This window comes from Acinetobacter sp. B-6, from assembly GCF_056930735.1.
This window is the reverse complement of sequence record NZ_JBXPBY010000005.1, coordinates 19,544-35,381: the sequence shown is the minus strand read 5'-3', so window position 1 is coordinate 35,381 and position 15,838 is coordinate 19,544. Positions and strand designations below refer to the sequence as shown.

The 15,838-nt window shown below is 37.7% G+C and carries 13 protein-coding genes, 1 tRNA gene and 1 pseudogene; 9 read left to right on the top strand and 6 right to left on the bottom strand.

Going from position 1 to position 15,838, the window contains the following annotated elements:
* Window positions 1-93: 93 nt before the first annotated feature.
* Window positions 94-1,344 (bottom strand): MFS transporter, encoded by a 1,251-nt coding sequence (locus AC1Z3T_RS07620; protein ID WP_100884639.1) that lies wholly within the window; start codon window positions 1,342-1,344, stop codon window positions 94-96.
* 186 nt (window positions 1,345-1,530) lie between these two features.
* Here AC1Z3T_RS07620 and AC1Z3T_RS07615 point away from each other — a divergent pair, with 186 nt between their 5' ends.
* The 5 genes from AC1Z3T_RS07615 (at window position 1,531) to putP (ending at window position 6,293) form a co-directional block, all read left to right on the top strand.
* Complete coding sequence (locus AC1Z3T_RS07615) at window positions 1,531-2,157, top strand: 1-acyl-sn-glycerol-3-phosphate acyltransferase (RefSeq protein WP_058970838.1); 627 nt, start codon at window positions 1,531-1,533, stop codon at window positions 2,155-2,157.
* A gap of 59 nt (window positions 2,158-2,216) precedes the next feature.
* Window positions 2,217-3,134 (top strand): patatin-like phospholipase family protein, encoded by a 918-nt coding sequence (locus AC1Z3T_RS07610; RefSeq protein ID WP_058970901.1) that lies wholly within the window; start codon window positions 2,217-2,219, stop codon window positions 3,132-3,134.
* A gap of 136 nt (window positions 3,135-3,270) precedes the next feature.
* Window positions 3,271-3,735, top strand: a complete 465-nt coding sequence (locus AC1Z3T_RS07605) for an NfeD family protein (RefSeq protein WP_004828157.1) — start codon at window positions 3,271-3,273, stop codon at window positions 3,733-3,735.
* 23 nt (window positions 3,736-3,758) lie between these two features.
* Window positions 3,759-4,613, top strand: a complete 855-nt coding sequence (locus AC1Z3T_RS07600) for an SPFH domain-containing protein (RefSeq protein ID WP_004828156.1) — start codon at window positions 3,759-3,761, stop codon at window positions 4,611-4,613.
* A 183-nt stretch (window positions 4,614-4,796) separates the two neighbouring features.
* Window positions 4,797-6,293, top strand: a complete 1,497-nt coding sequence (gene putP, locus AC1Z3T_RS07595; protein ID WP_100884638.1) for a sodium/proline symporter PutP — start codon at window positions 4,797-4,799, stop codon at window positions 6,291-6,293.
* Between the two features lie 102 nt (window positions 6,294-6,395).
* On the opposite strand, the gene AC1Z3T_RS07590 is transcribed toward putP, so the two are convergent.
* From AC1Z3T_RS07590 to prpF, 3 genes are all read right to left on the bottom strand, one after another.
* Entirely contained in the window at window positions 6,396-7,307 is a 912-nt protein-coding gene (locus tag AC1Z3T_RS07590; protein ID WP_004828152.1) for a polyprenyl synthetase family protein, read from the bottom strand.
* Between the two features lie 154 nt (window positions 7,308-7,461).
* Window positions 7,462-8,424, bottom strand: a complete 963-nt coding sequence (locus AC1Z3T_RS07585; RefSeq protein ID WP_004828151.1) for a sensor domain-containing diguanylate cyclase — start codon at window positions 8,422-8,424, stop codon at window positions 7,462-7,464.
* A gap of 256 nt (window positions 8,425-8,680) precedes the next feature.
* Window positions 8,681-9,868, bottom strand: a complete 1,188-nt coding sequence (prpF, locus tag AC1Z3T_RS07580) for a 2-methylaconitate cis-trans isomerase PrpF (protein ID WP_009585620.1) — start codon at window positions 9,866-9,868, stop codon at window positions 8,681-8,683.
* Between the two features lie 319 nt (window positions 9,869-10,187).
* Between prpF and AC1Z3T_RS07575 the strand changes: the two genes are divergently transcribed.
* Window positions 10,188-11,558, top strand: a complete 1,371-nt coding sequence (locus AC1Z3T_RS07575; protein ID WP_046760242.1) for an amino acid permease — start codon at window positions 10,188-10,190, stop codon at window positions 11,556-11,558.
* Between the two features lie 72 nt (window positions 11,559-11,630).
* Window positions 11,631-11,706 (top strand) — tRNA-Arg (locus tag AC1Z3T_RS07570).
* Between the two features lie 56 nt (window positions 11,707-11,762).
* On the opposite strand, the pseudogene AC1Z3T_RS07565 reads toward AC1Z3T_RS07570, so the two are convergent.
* Window positions 11,763-11,954: pseudogene (locus tag AC1Z3T_RS07565) on the bottom strand (IS3 family transposase); the annotation flags it as partial.
* A 160-nt stretch (window positions 11,955-12,114) separates the two neighbouring features.
* Here AC1Z3T_RS07565 and AC1Z3T_RS07560 point away from each other — a divergent pair.
* Both AC1Z3T_RS07560 and AC1Z3T_RS07555 read left to right on the top strand, forming a co-directional pair.
* Complete coding sequence (locus AC1Z3T_RS07560) at window positions 12,115-13,233, top strand: Fic family protein (RefSeq protein WP_046760243.1); 1,119 nt, start codon at window positions 12,115-12,117, stop codon at window positions 13,231-13,233.
* Window positions 13,234-13,765: 532 nt separating this feature from the next.
* Window positions 13,766-15,121 (top strand): OmpP1/FadL family transporter, encoded by a 1,356-nt coding sequence (locus AC1Z3T_RS07555; protein ID WP_004828141.1) that lies wholly within the window; start codon window positions 13,766-13,768, stop codon window positions 15,119-15,121.
* A gap of 68 nt (window positions 15,122-15,189) precedes the next feature.
* Here the strand turns inward: AC1Z3T_RS07555 and AC1Z3T_RS07550 are convergent, their stop codons facing one another.
* Complete coding sequence (locus tag AC1Z3T_RS07550) at window positions 15,190-15,804, bottom strand: carbonic anhydrase (RefSeq protein ID WP_004828139.1); 615 nt, start codon at window positions 15,802-15,804, stop codon at window positions 15,190-15,192.
* Between the last annotated feature and the right edge of the window lie 34 nt (window positions 15,805-15,838).

The window sequence follows — 15,838 nt, the reverse complement described above, 5'->3', positions numbered from 1 at the left end:
TTTAAGTTGATATTTAAATTCATTTTAAAATAAGAAAATTTAAAACAATAATCAATATCTTAATCGAGAATAATACTGTTCATCTAAATAATATTACTTTTCATACATATTTCTCATCCAATATATAATTGGAATTAAACAAAACATACCTACAAGTAAAATTAAACTTAAGAATTTTAAATACCCCAGTTGATCTCCAATCATTCCACTTACTGTATATAGGACTCCACTGATGCTTGCCATAATTGAAACTTGAAAAGTAAAATCAGTTCCAGCATATTCGCTTCGGCTATACTGCATTACCAAGGTTAAAATCACCACCAATAACATTGCAGCAAACATGTCTTCTAAAGCATTAATCAGATAAATTATCCACGGCGCAATAGGAACGGCTTGTTCATATAAAACTGCCAACCAAACGAAACCTGCTAAACTGATTAATTTCAAGACATAAAATAACAATAAGGCTTGATGACGTTTTATTTTCTTTAATAACAATCCCGCCAACCCAGCGCCGAATAGTGCAGAAAATGCGCCCAGCATTGTAATGTAAATACCAATTTGAGAAAGGCTCAATTTCAAATCAACCAATAACGGTTTAGTGATTGGACCTGCAAATCCATCTGTAACTTTGATTGTGCAAAGTAGAAAAAACCATGCTGTTAATTCTTTATTTTCAAAGAAATACCTTAAATAACCTCTAAACCATTCAAAGCGATCTATGTTTGTTTGATGTGATGTCTTTTTGCTGGCAATACGTAGATGTTCAGGTTCTTGATAAAACCAAATTGGCAGTGTATTGCAAGCAACGATAGCGGCCAAAATAAGAAAAGTCATCTGCCAACTGAGCCAATCCATTGACCATAAAATTGCTCCACCACCTACAATAAACCCTAGGCGAGAACCAATAACCTGAAACATATTACCGAAATGTTGCTGTTCTTCTTTTAATATTCTTACGGCCAAACCGTCAGTAGCAATATCTTGAGTTGCACCGATGCTATTCATACACAGCAAAGCAATAAAAAACAGAAATAAAAACCGTGGTTCATTTAAAGATTGAATCGGTAAGAAAGATAAAATAACCAGAATGACAATGGTTAAAATCTGGGTGGGAATCATCCAACTACGATAATGCCCTGCTTGGTGATGTCCATAACGATCCACCAAAGGTGCCCATAAAATTTTAATTGCCCATGGTGCCATTAACAGTCCAAAACCGCCAATATGAGCCAATGAAACACCTTGAGCACGCAAGATCACTGGCAACGCATGGGTCATAAATCCCACAGGTAAACCTTGAGCCCAATATAAAGAGAATAACAATAAATAATGATATGGCATGCTAACTCGACTCAAGAATCATCAACATTTACTCACCTGCAATGATTGAACACTTTAAATTTGATATGTTGCTTTAATTTGCAAATTTTGTAATATTTACATTTTGCGGATATCCAATGGATGGATGTCTATGTTGTATTAAGCAAAAAATGAATACCAATACAAGAGCAGTCACATAAAAATACGATGTCACAGAATTTTCCAAATATACCCGATCAAGTGCCCCAGCGTGGTAATACCACCAGTCGCAATATATTTAAAAACCTTTACTTGCTTCAAGGCTGGGGTTTTGAGGGTGAGTTTCCGAACTTACCTAAAGCCGTGGTATTTATTGCTCCCCATACATCAAACTATGATGGTTTATATGCCTTTCTTGCGATGTTAGGGATTGGTGTTAAAGTCACCATTTTTGGCAAAGACAGCCTGTTTAAAACGCCATTGAAATCTCTTTTTGAGTGGATTGGTGTTATTCCCGTTCATCGCGACTCTCCACATGGGCTGACACAGCAAATTATCAAAGTGATTCAACAACAGGAAAAAATCTGGATTGCAATTGCGCCTGAGGGCACCCGAAAAAGAGCAGAAAAGATTAAAAGCGGTTTTTATCATATCGCCATGGGTGCAGGTATTCCAATTGCTGTCTTTTCATTAGATTATGAGAAAAAACGTATTCATTGCTTAGGCACACTACAGCCTACAGGTGACTATGACAAAGATTTAGATGATATTTTAGCGCGTTTTAAAGGAAACTTTTCGCCTAAACGTCCGCATTTATTATCACTTCCTTTACAAAAACTATGGAAAAATGGCTAGAAAAAAAAGATGCAATCTGTTCAGATGTGCAGCATATATTTTTGACAAAAGTAATTCCCATGCGTGTTAAACAACTTGGTTTTATAGGCTTATTGGGTCTAGCCCTCGTTGGCTGTGACAAGACAGCAAAAACTCCACCCCAAACCACAGCAATTAAGGCTCGTGAACCTGTTATTGCCATTGCACTTGGCGGCGGCGGTGCAAAAGGTTTTGCTCATATTGGTGTACTTAAGGTTTTAGAATCTCATGGGATAAAGCCAAAAATTGTAACAGGCACCAGTGCTGGGAGCTTTGTTGGTAGCATCTATGCCAGTGGTAAAACCCCTTATCAAATGCAACAAATTGCCCAACAATTAAAAGAATCTGATTTACGTGATTTAACTTTAAATAGCCAAGGCATCGTGCTTGGTCAAAAACTACAAGATTATGTTAATCGCAATGTCGCCAATAAACCGATCGAACAGTTTCCGATTCGTTTTGCAGCTGTCGCAACTCGTTTAGACAACGGCAAGAAAGCAGAGTTTATTAAGGGCAATGCAGGTCAGGCTGTCCGTGCTTCTTGTAGTATTCCCAATGTATTTGTGCCAGCGACAATTGGAAACACCAAATATGTTGATGGGGGCTTAGTAAGTCCTATTCCAGTACAAACTGCGCGTGATATGGGCGCGGATATTGTCATCGCTGTTGATATTTCTGCTCGACCGAGTGGTAGTCAGCCAATGAATATGTGGGGATTATTAGATCAAACCATTAATATCATGGGGCAACAAAGTATCAATAATGAATTGGCTCAAGCCAATATTGTGATACAACCTAAAGTTGGGCATTTAGGAACACTTGACCTTAAATCAAGTAATCAGGCAATTTTAGAAGGTGAAAAAGCCGCACAGGGTAAAATTATTGCAATTCAGAATGCGATCTCAAACTTTAAAAAATCCCCTGCTGCTTTAAAACCTGCGCCACGAGCAAAGTTTTAACTGGATCATGAAATACTTCGCTTCATCCTAATTGAATATAAGAATAAATACGTTTTTATATGCAGTATTAAAATGATCTGCTACATTGGTAGAGATGATTCGTCATCTATACCAATGATAATCACTAGGGTAGATTATGGACTTTATTTTTGAACCGTGGCATTGGTTTGTACTTGGCATATTGCTGATCTTATCTGAACTTATTCTACCTGCATTTGCTGCCTTGTGGTTTGGTATCGCTGCAGTTGTGGTCAGTATTTTGTTTTGGCTGTTTCCAAGTATGAGCTTTGCCTTACAAGTCGTGTGTTGGATTATCTTATCCATCATCTGTACTGTCGCTTGGTTTAAATTCGTCAAACCACTTTCTATAGATAAAACCAAAGCTGGGCTTCCGCGTGAAGCAACGATTGGACAAACCGGTATGGTCATTCAAACTGGACTCAGTCATGATCAGATTCGCGTGCGCTTTCCGATGCCTGTTTTAGGTTCTGATGAATGGAACTGCCGTACCCTATCACCTGTACAAGTGGGTGACCGTGTACGTGTGACAGATATTTTAGGTAATGATTTAGTTGTACAGCTACATTCATCATCTCAATAATGAAGAATAAAGAGGAAAATTAAATGGGTTTTGGTTCTATTGTTGTTTTAGTCTTATTTGTATTCGTTGCTGTAACCATTTTTAAGGGGGTTCGTATTGTCCCTCAAGGTTACAAATGGATTGTACAACGTTTAGGTAAATATCATTCTACTTTAAGCCCTGGCTTAAACTTCGTCATCCCTTATGTCGATGAAGTTGCTTATAAAGTCACAACCAAAGATATCGTTTTAGATATCCCATCACAAGAAGTTATTACTCGTGATAATGCTGTTTTGGTGATGAATGCTGTTGCATATATCAACCTGACGACACCTGAGAAAGCAGTCTATGGTATTGAAAACTATACATGGGCAATTCAAAATCTTGTACAAACTTCACTTCGATCAATCGTTGGTGAAATGGATTTAGATGATGCTTTGTCTTCGCGTGATCACATCAAAGCAAAATTAAAAGCAGCGATTTCAGATGATATTTCAGATTGGGGAATTACCCTCAAAACTGTAGAAATTCAGGATATTCAACCCTCTCATACCATGCAAGCTGCCATGGAGGCTCAAGCTGCTGCTGAACGTCAACGTCGAGCAACAGTGACTAAAGCAGATGGTGAAAAACAAGCTGCTATTTTAGAAGCAGATGGTCGTTTAGAAGCATCTCGTCGTGATGCAGAAGCACAAGTTGTTCTTGCTGAATCATCTCAACGTGCGATTGAAATGGTCACCTCTGCCGTTGGTGACAAAGAAGTTCCTGTTGCCTATCTACTTGGTGAGCAATATGTAAAAGCGATGCAAGATATGGCGAAATCTAATAATGCTAAAACAGTTGTGTTGCCAGCCGACATTATGAATACCATTCGTGGTGTTATGGGCAGAAATAATTAACTCCCTCATCCCCAAGGTCAAAATAGGTAATCTTAAGGTTACCTATTTTTTTTGCCTTTGAAATTTAGCACTCTGTTTTAACGTTTAAGAAATGATCAGCATTTTTTTGTAATTTGTGGTTAAATTTCACGTTATTTTAGATTCCACCTTGAATCTGAATCTTTCCACGTATATGGATATCGTATGAGCTCCCTTAACCCCACGTTAATTACCTTTCTATTTTATATAGTTGCAATGGTCATGATTGGCTTAGTCGCTTATCGCGCCACAACCAGTTTTGATGATTATATTTTAGGTGGACGTCGTTTAGGCAGTTTTGTTACTGCATTGTCTGCAGGTGCATCTGATATGAGCGGTTGGTTGCTGATGGGTTTACCTGGTGCAATTTATTTATCAGGTCTATCTGAAATCTGGATCGCCATTGGTTTAATCATGGGTGCTTGGCTGAACTGGTTACTGGTTGCAGGTCGTTTGCGTGTCCACACTGAAATTCAAAATAACTCACTTACACTTCCCGATTATTTTTCAAATCGCTTTAATGATCATAAAAAGATTTTAAGGGTTGTGTCTGCTGTTGTGATTCTTATTTTCTTTGCCATCTATTGTGCTTCTGGCATGGTGGCAGGTGCGCGTTTATTCGAAAGCATGTTCAACATGTCTTACAGTACGGCACTTTGGATCAGTGCCATTGCGACAATCAGTTACGTATTTATTGGGGGATTTCTTGCTGTCAGTTGGACAGATACCATTCAAGCAGGATTGATGATTTTTGCATTATTACTTACTCCGATTGTCACCATACTCAGTTTAGGTGATATGACTACAGTAAATGCAGCATTAGACGCAGCACGCCCTCAAGCCTATAGTTTATTTGCAGATTTGAGTGGGATTGCTGTCATCTCACTTTTAGCATGGGGCTTAGGCTATTTTGGGCAACCTCATATTCTGGTTCGCTTTATGGCAGCAGATTCGGTGAAATCAATCCCAAACGCACGTCGTATTGGTATGACTTGGATGACACTTTGTCTAGGCGGTGCAGTTGCTGCCGGTTTCTTTGGGATTGCCTACTTCCAAATGCATCCTGAATTAGCGGCAACGGTCAATGCCAATCCTGAAACGGTATTTATGGAATTAACTAAAATTCTATTTAACCCATGGATTGCAGGTATCGTTTTAGCGGCTATTCTTGCTGCTGTCATGAGTACCCTGAGTTGCCAGTTATTGGTGTGTTCAAGCACTTTGACAGAAGATTTTTACAAAGCATTTATTCGTAAGACTGCATCTCAAAAAGAACTGGTCTGGATAGGTCGTTTAATGGTTTTACTGATTGCTGTTCTTGCTATTGTTCTTGCCAGTAATCCTGAAGCAAAGGTTTTAGGTTTAGTCGCTTATGCTTGGGCTGGTTTTGGTGCTGCATTTGGTCCATTGATTATTCTTTCTGTTTTCTGGAAACGGATGACTTTATCTGGCGCTCTTACAGGTATGATTGTGGGTGCGCTTGTAGTGATCCTTTGGAAAAATATTCCAGTATTTGCAACAACTGGTATTTATGAAATTATTCCAGGCTTTATTTGTTCTTTTATCACCATTATTTTATTTAGCTTGATCAGCGAAGCACCTTCAACAGATATGATTGAACGTTTTGAAAAAGCGGATGCAATTTACAAAGAATCTGTTTAAGCCTATTGCCCCCCTTTTCATAAAGGGGGAATTTTAATGCTTTATCTGCGCTGAATTATCACAACTATAGTATTGATGGATCTTGCTCTTTAAATATTTCCGTTAGCTTTTTCGAGCCAGCAGGAATTGTGAAATTTGGTTGAGTTCTTTGGCATCTTCTCCAAAATAAGCGAGTGCTTTAAATGCTTGATCATGTAATTGTTGCGCATAAATTTGAGCATTTTCCAAACCCATTAACGCAGGATAAGTTGATTTATCCACTTGCTCATCTTTGCCTGCCGTTTTTCCTAAAGATTCAGTATCCGAAATAACGTCTAAGATATCGTCTTGTACTTGAAAGGCTAAACCGATCGCTTGACCATACTGACGCAGTTGCGGAATCGCCTGATCCGTTCCTGAAAAAATGGTCACAGCAGCCATCATAATTGCTGCCTGAATAAGTGCACCTGTCTTATTACGATGAATATTTTCCAGATGTTCCTGATCAACATGTTTGCCTTCAGCCTGTAAATCTAAAACCTGCCCACACACCATTTTTGAACTGGCTGTTGCCAAAATCTGCATTTGCTTGAGAATAATGGCTTGATCTACTGTTTGTCCTTGATCGAAAAGCCGACTCCCTAAAACCTCGAATGCCATGGATTGCAATATATCACCTGCCAATAATGCAGTGTCCTCACCAAAAGCGATGTGACATGTCGGTTGTCCACGACGTAATAAATCATTGTCCATGCAAGGTAAGTCATCATGTGCCAATGAATAGCAATGTATAAATTCAATTGCCACTGCTGCTCGTCGCACCGCTGCAAAGTTTGGATTATCAGCTTTTAATTGAAATGTTGCATAACTTAAAGCAGGTCTAACCCGTTTTCCCCCTAACATCACAGTATGATGCACAGCTGATTTTAATGGTTCAGGCAAAGAAAAAGCATCTAAAGCTGTTTGTAAATCTTGCTGAATTTGCACTTGTGCCTGTTGTAAAATTTCTGCATTTACATGGGGAATTGAAGTCACATCTGCCTCGTTTTGCACAATTTTTTAAAACTAGAAATCAAGTTTCAAAAAAATGGATATATTGGATGAGTCAGAGACATTCTACTATGAGTGATTATAATTCTCACCCATTTATTGGCATACATATATGCGAAATACAGAACTAAAGCTTTATTTAATCCAAACCTAAATTTTTAAATAAAAATAAGGAGTTTTTGCCTTTTTTCTTTGCGTAACGAACAGCGAAATCGAGTTCTTTTTTAACATCAACTTCTACATTTTGATGTTCTGGATCTAAATGCACAATCCCAATAGATGCCGTTAGATATTCATCGTTTTTTCCAAAAAATATTTTTTCTTCGGTAATGGCAAATCTAAATCTTTCAGCAAGTGTCATGACTGCCCACTCAGTCAACTGCGCTATCGCAACCACAAAACTTGCTGAATTTAAACGAAAAATCTGTGCTTCAGTTTGACTGATGGCTTCGCTAAGTACAGCGCCCAACCGAATTAAAATATCATCTCCAGCAGTATAACTGTTGAGTTGGTTAAAACGCTTAAAGTCATCTAAATCAATTTTAATGAACGAAATTGTTGTTTGCTGATTCTTTTTCCATTTTTCACTTAGGTAATGATCAAAAGCAAAAGCATTTTGTAAGCCTGTCACCAAATCCAAATAAAGGTGATTATGTAACTTTCGATTATTATTTAATAAAACATTTTCACGTCGTTTTAACCGCGTGATATCAGAGCAAACCACCACAACCCTTTCAATTTCATTATCTTGATTACGAATTGCTTTAAAATAAGAGAGATAGAATTTTCCTTTGACATAAAATTCCTGCTCAAAATCATTTTGATTTTTTGCAAAATGGCGCATTGCTTCATTAAAATGGGCAAAAACCACTGTGGAAAATGTATTTAGCAACTTATCAAACAAATACAGTGCATCACTTTCATAAATGTCCGCAAACTTTTGATTCACACCTAAAAAGCGTGCTTCTTGATCAAGCAAAGCGATCGGTAAAGGAATCTGCGAGATAAACGAAACCAAATGCAATTTATCTATATCTTGTAAATATTCAAAAACTTTCAAACTTTCAAGGCTAGCTTGTAGTTTTATAAGCTCTTGTTCCATACACCACCTCAAAGCTGATTTATTTTTGAATAAAGTGAAATCAGCGTTGAATTCACCTCTAAATACAAGATTGAATACGTAGAAAAAGCATTCAATAAAATAAGTTTCTATATAATATAATTAATATTATGCAATACACCACTCAAAAATAATGCAATTGACGACAAACGTCACAAAATAACAAAACCTTGCATAAGCAAGGTTTTTTGTCGAAATGAATTAGACCAATCGATAAAGCTTTAAATCTTAAAAGAGATTAGAAACTATCCGCAGGAATACGTACCCAACCTTCCATAAGCACTCGTGCACTACGACTCATGATGGCTTTTTTTACAACCCATTGACCATTTTCATTTAAAGCTTGTGCGCCCACTCGAAGCGTTCCTGACGGATGACCAAAGCGTACTGCCTCGCGCTCACCACCTCCAGCAGCCAAATTCACCAAGGTTTGTGGAATAGCTGCCGCCGTACCAATTGCTACCGCTGCTGTTCCCATCATTGCATGATGAAGTTTACCCATTGACAGTGCACGAACCAGTAAATCTGTATCTGATTGTGTCACTTGTTTACCACTTGAAGAAGTATAACTTTTAGGCTTAGACACAAATGCCACTTTCGGAGTATGTTGACGATTTGCAGCTTCACTAATGTCCTGAATCAAGCCCATTTTCAATGCACCATAAGCACGAATTTTTTCAAAACGTGCTAAAGCGGCACTATCAGCATTAATATCATCTTGTAGTTCTGTGCCTGTATAACCAATCTCTTCTGCATTTAAGAAAATTGTTGGAATTCCTGCATTGATTAAAGTGGCTTGGAATGTACCAATTTCTGGCACATCTAAAGTATCAACCACATTGCCTGTTGGAAACATTGCTCCGCCATCTTCGCCATCGTCCGCAGGATCTAAAAATTCAATTTGTACCTCTGCCGCAGGAAAGGTTACACCATCTAGCTCAAAGTCTCCGGTTTCTTGAACTTGACCATGACTTACAGGAACATGTGCAATAATCGTTTTGTGAATATTCGCCTGCCATATACGAACAGTACAAATACCATTTTCAGGAATTCGATCTGCTGCGACCAAACCATTACTTATTGCAAAGGAACCTACCGCAGCAGTGAGATTTCCGCAGTTACCGCTCCAATCCACAAATGCTTTATCAATTGAAACTTGTCCAAAAAGATAATCTACATCATGCTCAGGTTGTGAACTCTTTGACAAAATCACCGTTTTACTGGTACTTGATGTTGCACCACCCATGCCATCAATTTGCTTTCCATAAGGATCTGGACTACCGATCACTCGAAGTAATAATTGATCACGTGCTTGTCCAGCTGTTTGCGCGCGTTCTGGCAAGTCCTCCAACCTAAAGAACACACCTTTACTGGTCCCCCCACGCATATAGGTTGCAGGGATTTTGATTTGCGGTGCAAAACTCATTTTATCGCATTCCTTTCAATTATCTTTGTTGTCTAAAATAATGAATCATTATTCAGTTTTATATTACCCTTTTTTTTTGAAAAAACACGGATTGATTGACTTAAGTATGAAATAAAAAAATGAAAATTGAATAAATATCCACCAGATTAAATATAAATTTAAAAAGCTAAAATAAAACTTATTGCATTGAAAATTAAACAAAAACTTGAAGATACTGTTTTTTGACTTTGCAGTTCTCCTTTATAAATCAATCCGATACTAGGCTAAAAGTAACCAATCTATTACAATATTTAAATTCGTATAAATAGAGCTATATACATTGAGCAACGAGTCTACACAGTTACAACGTGGACTTAAAAATCGTCATATTCAATTGATTGCCATGGGTGGCGCTATTGGAACAGGACTGTTTTTGGGTTCAGCACATGTCATCGAAAAAGCTGGGCCATCCATTATTTTGGGTTATGCAATAGGCGGTTTGATCGTTTTTTTAATTATGCGTCAACTGGGGGAAATGATTGTTCATGAACCTGTTGCGGGTTCTTTTAGTCATTTTGCCAATAAATACTGGGGGAAATTTCCAGGATTTTTGACGGGCTGGAATTACTGGATGCTTTATGTTCTGGTCGCAATGACAGAACTCACGGCTGTAGGTAAATATATCAACTATTGGTGGCCTGAAATCCCCAATTGGATTTCGGTACTGTTTTTCTTTGTGCTGATTACACTCATCAACTTAGGAAATGTTAAATTCTACGGTGAATCAGAGTTTTGGTTATCTATTGTTAAAGTCACTGCAATTATTGCCATGATTGTTTTCGGTATTTATCTGATACTTACCGCAGATGTTACATCCGGTATCGCTTTTTCAAATCTATGGTCGCATGGTGGCTTCTTCCCCAATGGATTTGAAGGGTTATTCTTCATGCTGGCTTTCCTCATGTTTGGATTTGGCGGAATCGAATTAGTTGGTATGGCTGCGGCTGAAGCAAAAGATCCTGAAAAAACCATTCCGAAAGCAATCAATCAAGTTGTGCCTCGTATTTTGATTTTTTATGTGGGTTCAATGATCATTCTTTTATCATTGGTGCCTTGGAATCAGTTAAATTTTGGTGGTTTAGACAAAAGTCCATTCGTCATGGTTTTCAGTATGATTGGGATCGCATGGGCAGCCCACTTGGTGAATTTCATTATCTTGACCGCAGCACTTTCTGTATATAACAGTGGTATGTATGCCAATAGCCGTATGCTTTATGGCTTAGCCAAGCAAGGAAATGCACCTAAAATCTTTACCAAAACCAATAAACACGGCGTACCTATTCCATCAGTCCTACTTTCTGCGTTCTTGATTTTAGGTTGTGTGCCGTTAAATTACTATTTGCCAGAAGACGCATTAAGTCATTTGATGTATGTGGTTGTAGGCGCCTTAGTACTCAACTGGTTAATGATCACTTTGACCCACTTAAAATTTAAACGTGCATTACGCTTAACCAATCAAACCAGTAAATACCCTGCTCTATGGGCTCCAATGAGTAACTTTGTGGTGATTATCTTTATTGGTGTGGTTTTATATATCATGTGGGATCAAGGTTTTAAAGAATCGGTATTGATGATTCCTGTATGGATCACGTTAATGCTAATTTTATTTGATATTTTGAATCCGAATGAAATAAAACCAGAAGAAAAATAGAACGAACATAAAGCTATTATCTCGATAATAGCTTTTTTTTCATAGGCATATACGGTAAATTATTGACTTATCGCGCCCTTAGCTTAATTGGATAGAGCAGTTGCCTCCTAAGCGACCGACGTGGGTTCGAGTCCCGCAGGGCGCACCAAATCATTAACCCCAAACACTCCCACATGTCACTGATACAATAATTAATTAAACACAATAAATTCGGTAAACACATTTGTGATGCCATAGGTAAACTTTGACATTACCTAGGTACAAGAAGTAAAGCTAAAAGCCTCAAGTTTTATTCTCGGTGGTGAGCACCAGCAACCAGGCTACAATCATCTTATTTTGCCCATCTAATTGAGCTTTATAACGATAACAGGTCTGATGAATTTGAAATATGAGACATCTAATTAAAGAAAGTTATTCAGCAATAATGTACCTCATAGTCAATAATAGAAGTACATGAGTATAAATGAACCAAATAAGCATCACATTCAGCTCATTTATTGAGCCAAATATATGTTATATTTAGCTCACCTTGGAAAGGTTCAAGGTGGAGATTAAAATGCAAGATTGGATTTGGCAAAGTGACAACTGGATAAACTTCACATGGGAAGATGAAACCATCTTACCCAAAACTAGACAAATTCATCAAAAAATTGGAATTTTACTTGGGCAAAGTCAGTATGATTTAGCCAAAGAACAATTTACCTTAGATATTCTACTTGCCAATCTTGTAGCATCGTCAGCGATTGAAGATGAGACCTTAAATGTGTATTCATTACGCTCCTCTCTTGCCCGACGTTTAGGTGTTACCCTTGAACAACCTTACCCAAGTTCAGACCGATCTGAAGGCTTAGCCAACATCATGCTGGATGCGCTTAACAACGTAAAACAACCACTTACTGTTAAACGTCTTATGCAATGGCACCAATGGCTTTTTAATGACCCTGATTGGACAATGCAGCGCTTACGTATTGGTCAACTCAGAGGTTCAGAACCAATGCAGGTTGTCTCCGGTCGATTGGATCACCCAACAGTTCACTTCGAAGCACCTCCGAGAGAGGGACTAGAAGAACGTTTAGAAGCCTTTATCAATTGGTTTAATCATAGTCTAAATAATGCTTTGCTTGACCCCCTACTCCGTGCGGGTATCACACACTTATGGTTTATCACACTCCACCCTTTTGATGATGGTAATGGTCGTATTACACGTACCCTCACAGACCTTGCATTAGCACAAATGGATGAACAGAGCATACGTTTGTATGCGATGTCCCCCGTGATATTAAATAAACGCAAAAGTTACTATGAAATTTTAGAACAAACCCAAAAAAGTGATTCCAATATCACAAATTGGCTTGTTTGGTTTTTAGACACCTTAAGTGACAGCCTTGAAACGACGTTAAAGCAAATTCATCGAACATTATTTAAAAGTAGGTTTTGGCATAAGTATTCAAACTTAGATCTCCATGAAGGACAACGTAAAGTATTAAATCGTCTATTAGATGGTGGTGAAAATGGCTTTGAACATGGTATCAGTGCCTCACAATATCAAAAGGTTGCTAAAGTGAGTAAAGCAACAGCTACACGGCACTTATCTGACTTGCTGGAAAAAGAGTGTATAATCAAATTGGAAGGTGGTGGGCGCAATACTTGCTATCAGATCAATACTCAATTATAAATAGAGTACTTTTATTTTTTACGGTATAGTTTGCGGTAAAATCAATTTAATTCATAAATTATAAAATTAAAATTCAATGAGATAACCTAACAGTTCGAGTCCCTCAGGGCGCATAAATAAATTTATTGATAAAAACATGACCTTATTGACAATAATGGATATTTCTTCAGGTCTTATTCTAATAATTGGTTTTCAATCAAACTAAAGTCTCATTTTTTCACCTGATCATATTTCACACAATTACGCGATCAATAATATAGGGAAAAACCAAAACTTTTAATGACAAAACTAAACATATCTATTTAAATAATAATGATTTTTAATTTAGCACAAAACTTTATGCTTATTAATTAAACTATATAGTTCATTTTTTTTTCGAGAATTAGTGTCCTAGAGTATTTACTCTTATTTTTTATATGTTATTTTGTAACTAGGAGTAACTTTGAGTTGTTATTTAGGTATCAAAATTATTTCTCACTCAAAACTTAAGTAATTCAAAGTATTCATTTTATTATATTAGGGAAAAATTAAAATGAAATTAAAAAATCTATCGGTCGCGTTAATTGTTGCAACTTTGCCAGCAACTGGCGTTTTTGCCGCAGCCTTAGATCGTTCAGGTCAATCCATTTCTGCTTTTTTACAGCCAGGCAATTATTTTGAAGCAGGAATTTCTGTTCTAGACCCAACTGTTGAAGGAAAAGAAACTGCAGCAATGGGTGGACGTAACATTAATGATATGGGCGATGATTATTATTTCCCATCTGCTGCATTAAAGCTTCAACTTACAGATAATTTTTCATTTGGTTTACTCTATGACCAACCATTTGGTGCAGATGCAGCCTACAATGGAACTAATGAATTTGTTGCGGCTCCAACTGATCCAGTATTGACTGGTTTGCCAATTACGACCACTCAACTTGGTGGCGTGACTGGAAACACTAAAGTAAAAGTTGATACGCAAAATATTTCAATGATTTTTGGTTTCCAACCAAATGAAAACTTTAATTTCTATGGTGGTGGTGTTTACCAAACAGTTAAAGGCAATGTAAGTCTTCGTGGTAAAGCATATAGCTTATATAATGGCTATGATGCAAAAATTAAAGAAACAAGTGGTGCAGGTTGGTTAGCAGGTGCGGCATTCCAGATTCCAGATATCGCTTTAAAAGCATCTGTAACTTATCGCTCTGAAATTGATCATGATGCAGATGCTACAGAAACTATTGCTATTGCTGATGCATTAGGTGCAATGCCTGCATCACAATTACAAGGCTTACTTGCAAGCTTAGGCAACACTGGTGCAGCAATGACACCAGCATTATTGAAAGCATTAGCTGCCAACAAAGAGTCTGGGAAAACTAAAATTACAACGCCACAATCTGTAAATTTAGATTTCCAAACAGGGATTATGGAAAATACAGTTGCATTTGCAAACTTGCGCTGGGTAGATTGGTCTAGCTTCTCTATCCGCCCTTACAAGTTTGGTAATGTTTCAACTGCAGTTGGTCCATTATTAGGTTTAGCAAATCCGAACAATGCACGTCCAAATGGCTTTAACCTCGTTGAATATTCTAAAGATCAATTCTCTGCAACTGTTGGTGTTGGTCGTAAACTGAATGAACAATGGGCTGGAAATGTATCTGTTGGTTGGGACTCAGGTGCGGGTAACCCTATTACAACTCTTGGTCCAACTGAAGGTTATTGGAACCTTGGTTTAGGTGTTCAGTATAGCCCTACTCCATCAACATTTATTGCTGGTGGTGTGAAATACTTCTGGTTAGGCGATGCTAAAGCACAAACTGGTGCTCAAGCTGGCGGTAATGATTATGTTGCTGAATTTAAAGACAACAATGCAATCGCATATGGTTTAAAAATGGGTTATAGATTCTAAGCAATCTATAGACATAAAAAATCCCACCTAACGTGGGATTTTTTTATGTCTTCTATAAAATGATAGGACTAAAAATCATAAAACGAAACTTCACCAGTTTCTAAAGAATATTCAGCCCCGACAACTTTCAGTTTACCTTGCGCAATTAAACTCTCTAAAACGGCTGAACCATGACGTAATTGATTTACAGATGCAAAAACATTTGATTTCACAGCATGCATCGATAATTTTTCTAAATCATCTTTTAATTCTGTTTGCATCAGAATTTCAACGGACGGACGGACACGATTGACAATTGACATGAGATTTGCAGATGGCGGCGTATTTGGATTTTTGAGCGCCTCGATGGTGGAGTGTATTGCACCACAATGACTATGTCCCAAAACCACAACTAATGGGCAACCAAAACTATCTGCAGCAAACTCAACACTACCTACTTGTGAAGGCGCAACGATGTTCCCTGCCACACGAATCACAAATAAATCACCAAATCCTTGGTCAAATACCATTTCTGCTGGAACACGTGAATCTGAACAACCTAGAATGATGGCAAAAGGTTCCTGACTATCTACCATTTCAGATCGTTGCTGATGCGTCAAAAATTTAGTCAGATTGGTTTCACCATGAGCAAAACGTTCATTACCTTGTTTTAATCGTTCTAAAGCTTCTTGAGCAGTTAGCATATCCTATGTTCCATTGTGCGGAGATTTGGACTAT

Bases quoted from the DNA above. Each gene is read 5' to 3' on its own strand.
- AC1Z3T_RS07620 (WP_100884639.1), bottom strand. From the start codon at position 1,344: ATGCCATATCATTATTTATTGTTATTCTCTTTATATTGGGCTCAAGGT.
- AC1Z3T_RS07615 (WP_058970838.1), top strand. From the start codon at position 1,531: ATGTCACAGAATTTTCCAAATATACCCGATCAAGTGCCCCAGCGTGGT.
- AC1Z3T_RS07610 (WP_058970901.1), top strand. From the start codon at position 2,217: ATGCGTGTTAAACAACTTGGTTTTATAGGCTTATTGGGTCTAGCCCTC.
- AC1Z3T_RS07605 (WP_004828157.1), top strand. From the start codon at position 3,271: ATGGACTTTATTTTTGAACCGTGGCATTGGTTTGTACTTGGCATATTG.
- AC1Z3T_RS07600 (WP_004828156.1), top strand. From the start codon at position 3,759: ATGGGTTTTGGTTCTATTGTTGTTTTAGTCTTATTTGTATTCGTTGCT.
- putP (WP_100884638.1), top strand. From the start codon at position 4,797: ATGAGCTCCCTTAACCCCACGTTAATTACCTTTCTATTTTATATAGTT.
- AC1Z3T_RS07585 (WP_004828151.1), bottom strand. From the start codon at position 8,424: ATGGAACAAGAGCTTATAAAACTACAAGCTAGCCTTGAAAGTTTGAAA.
- prpF (WP_009585620.1), bottom strand. From the start codon at position 9,868: ATGAGTTTTGCACCGCAAATCAAAATCCCTGCAACCTATATGCGTGGG.
- AC1Z3T_RS07560 (WP_046760243.1), top strand. From the start codon at position 12,115: ATGCAAGATTGGATTTGGCAAAGTGACAACTGGATAAACTTCACATGG.
- AC1Z3T_RS07555 (WP_004828141.1), top strand. From the start codon at position 13,766: ATGAAATTAAAAAATCTATCGGTCGCGTTAATTGTTGCAACTTTGCCA.
- AC1Z3T_RS07550 (WP_004828139.1), bottom strand. From the start codon at position 15,804: ATGCTAACTGCTCAAGAAGCTTTAGAACGATTAAAACAAGGTAATGAA.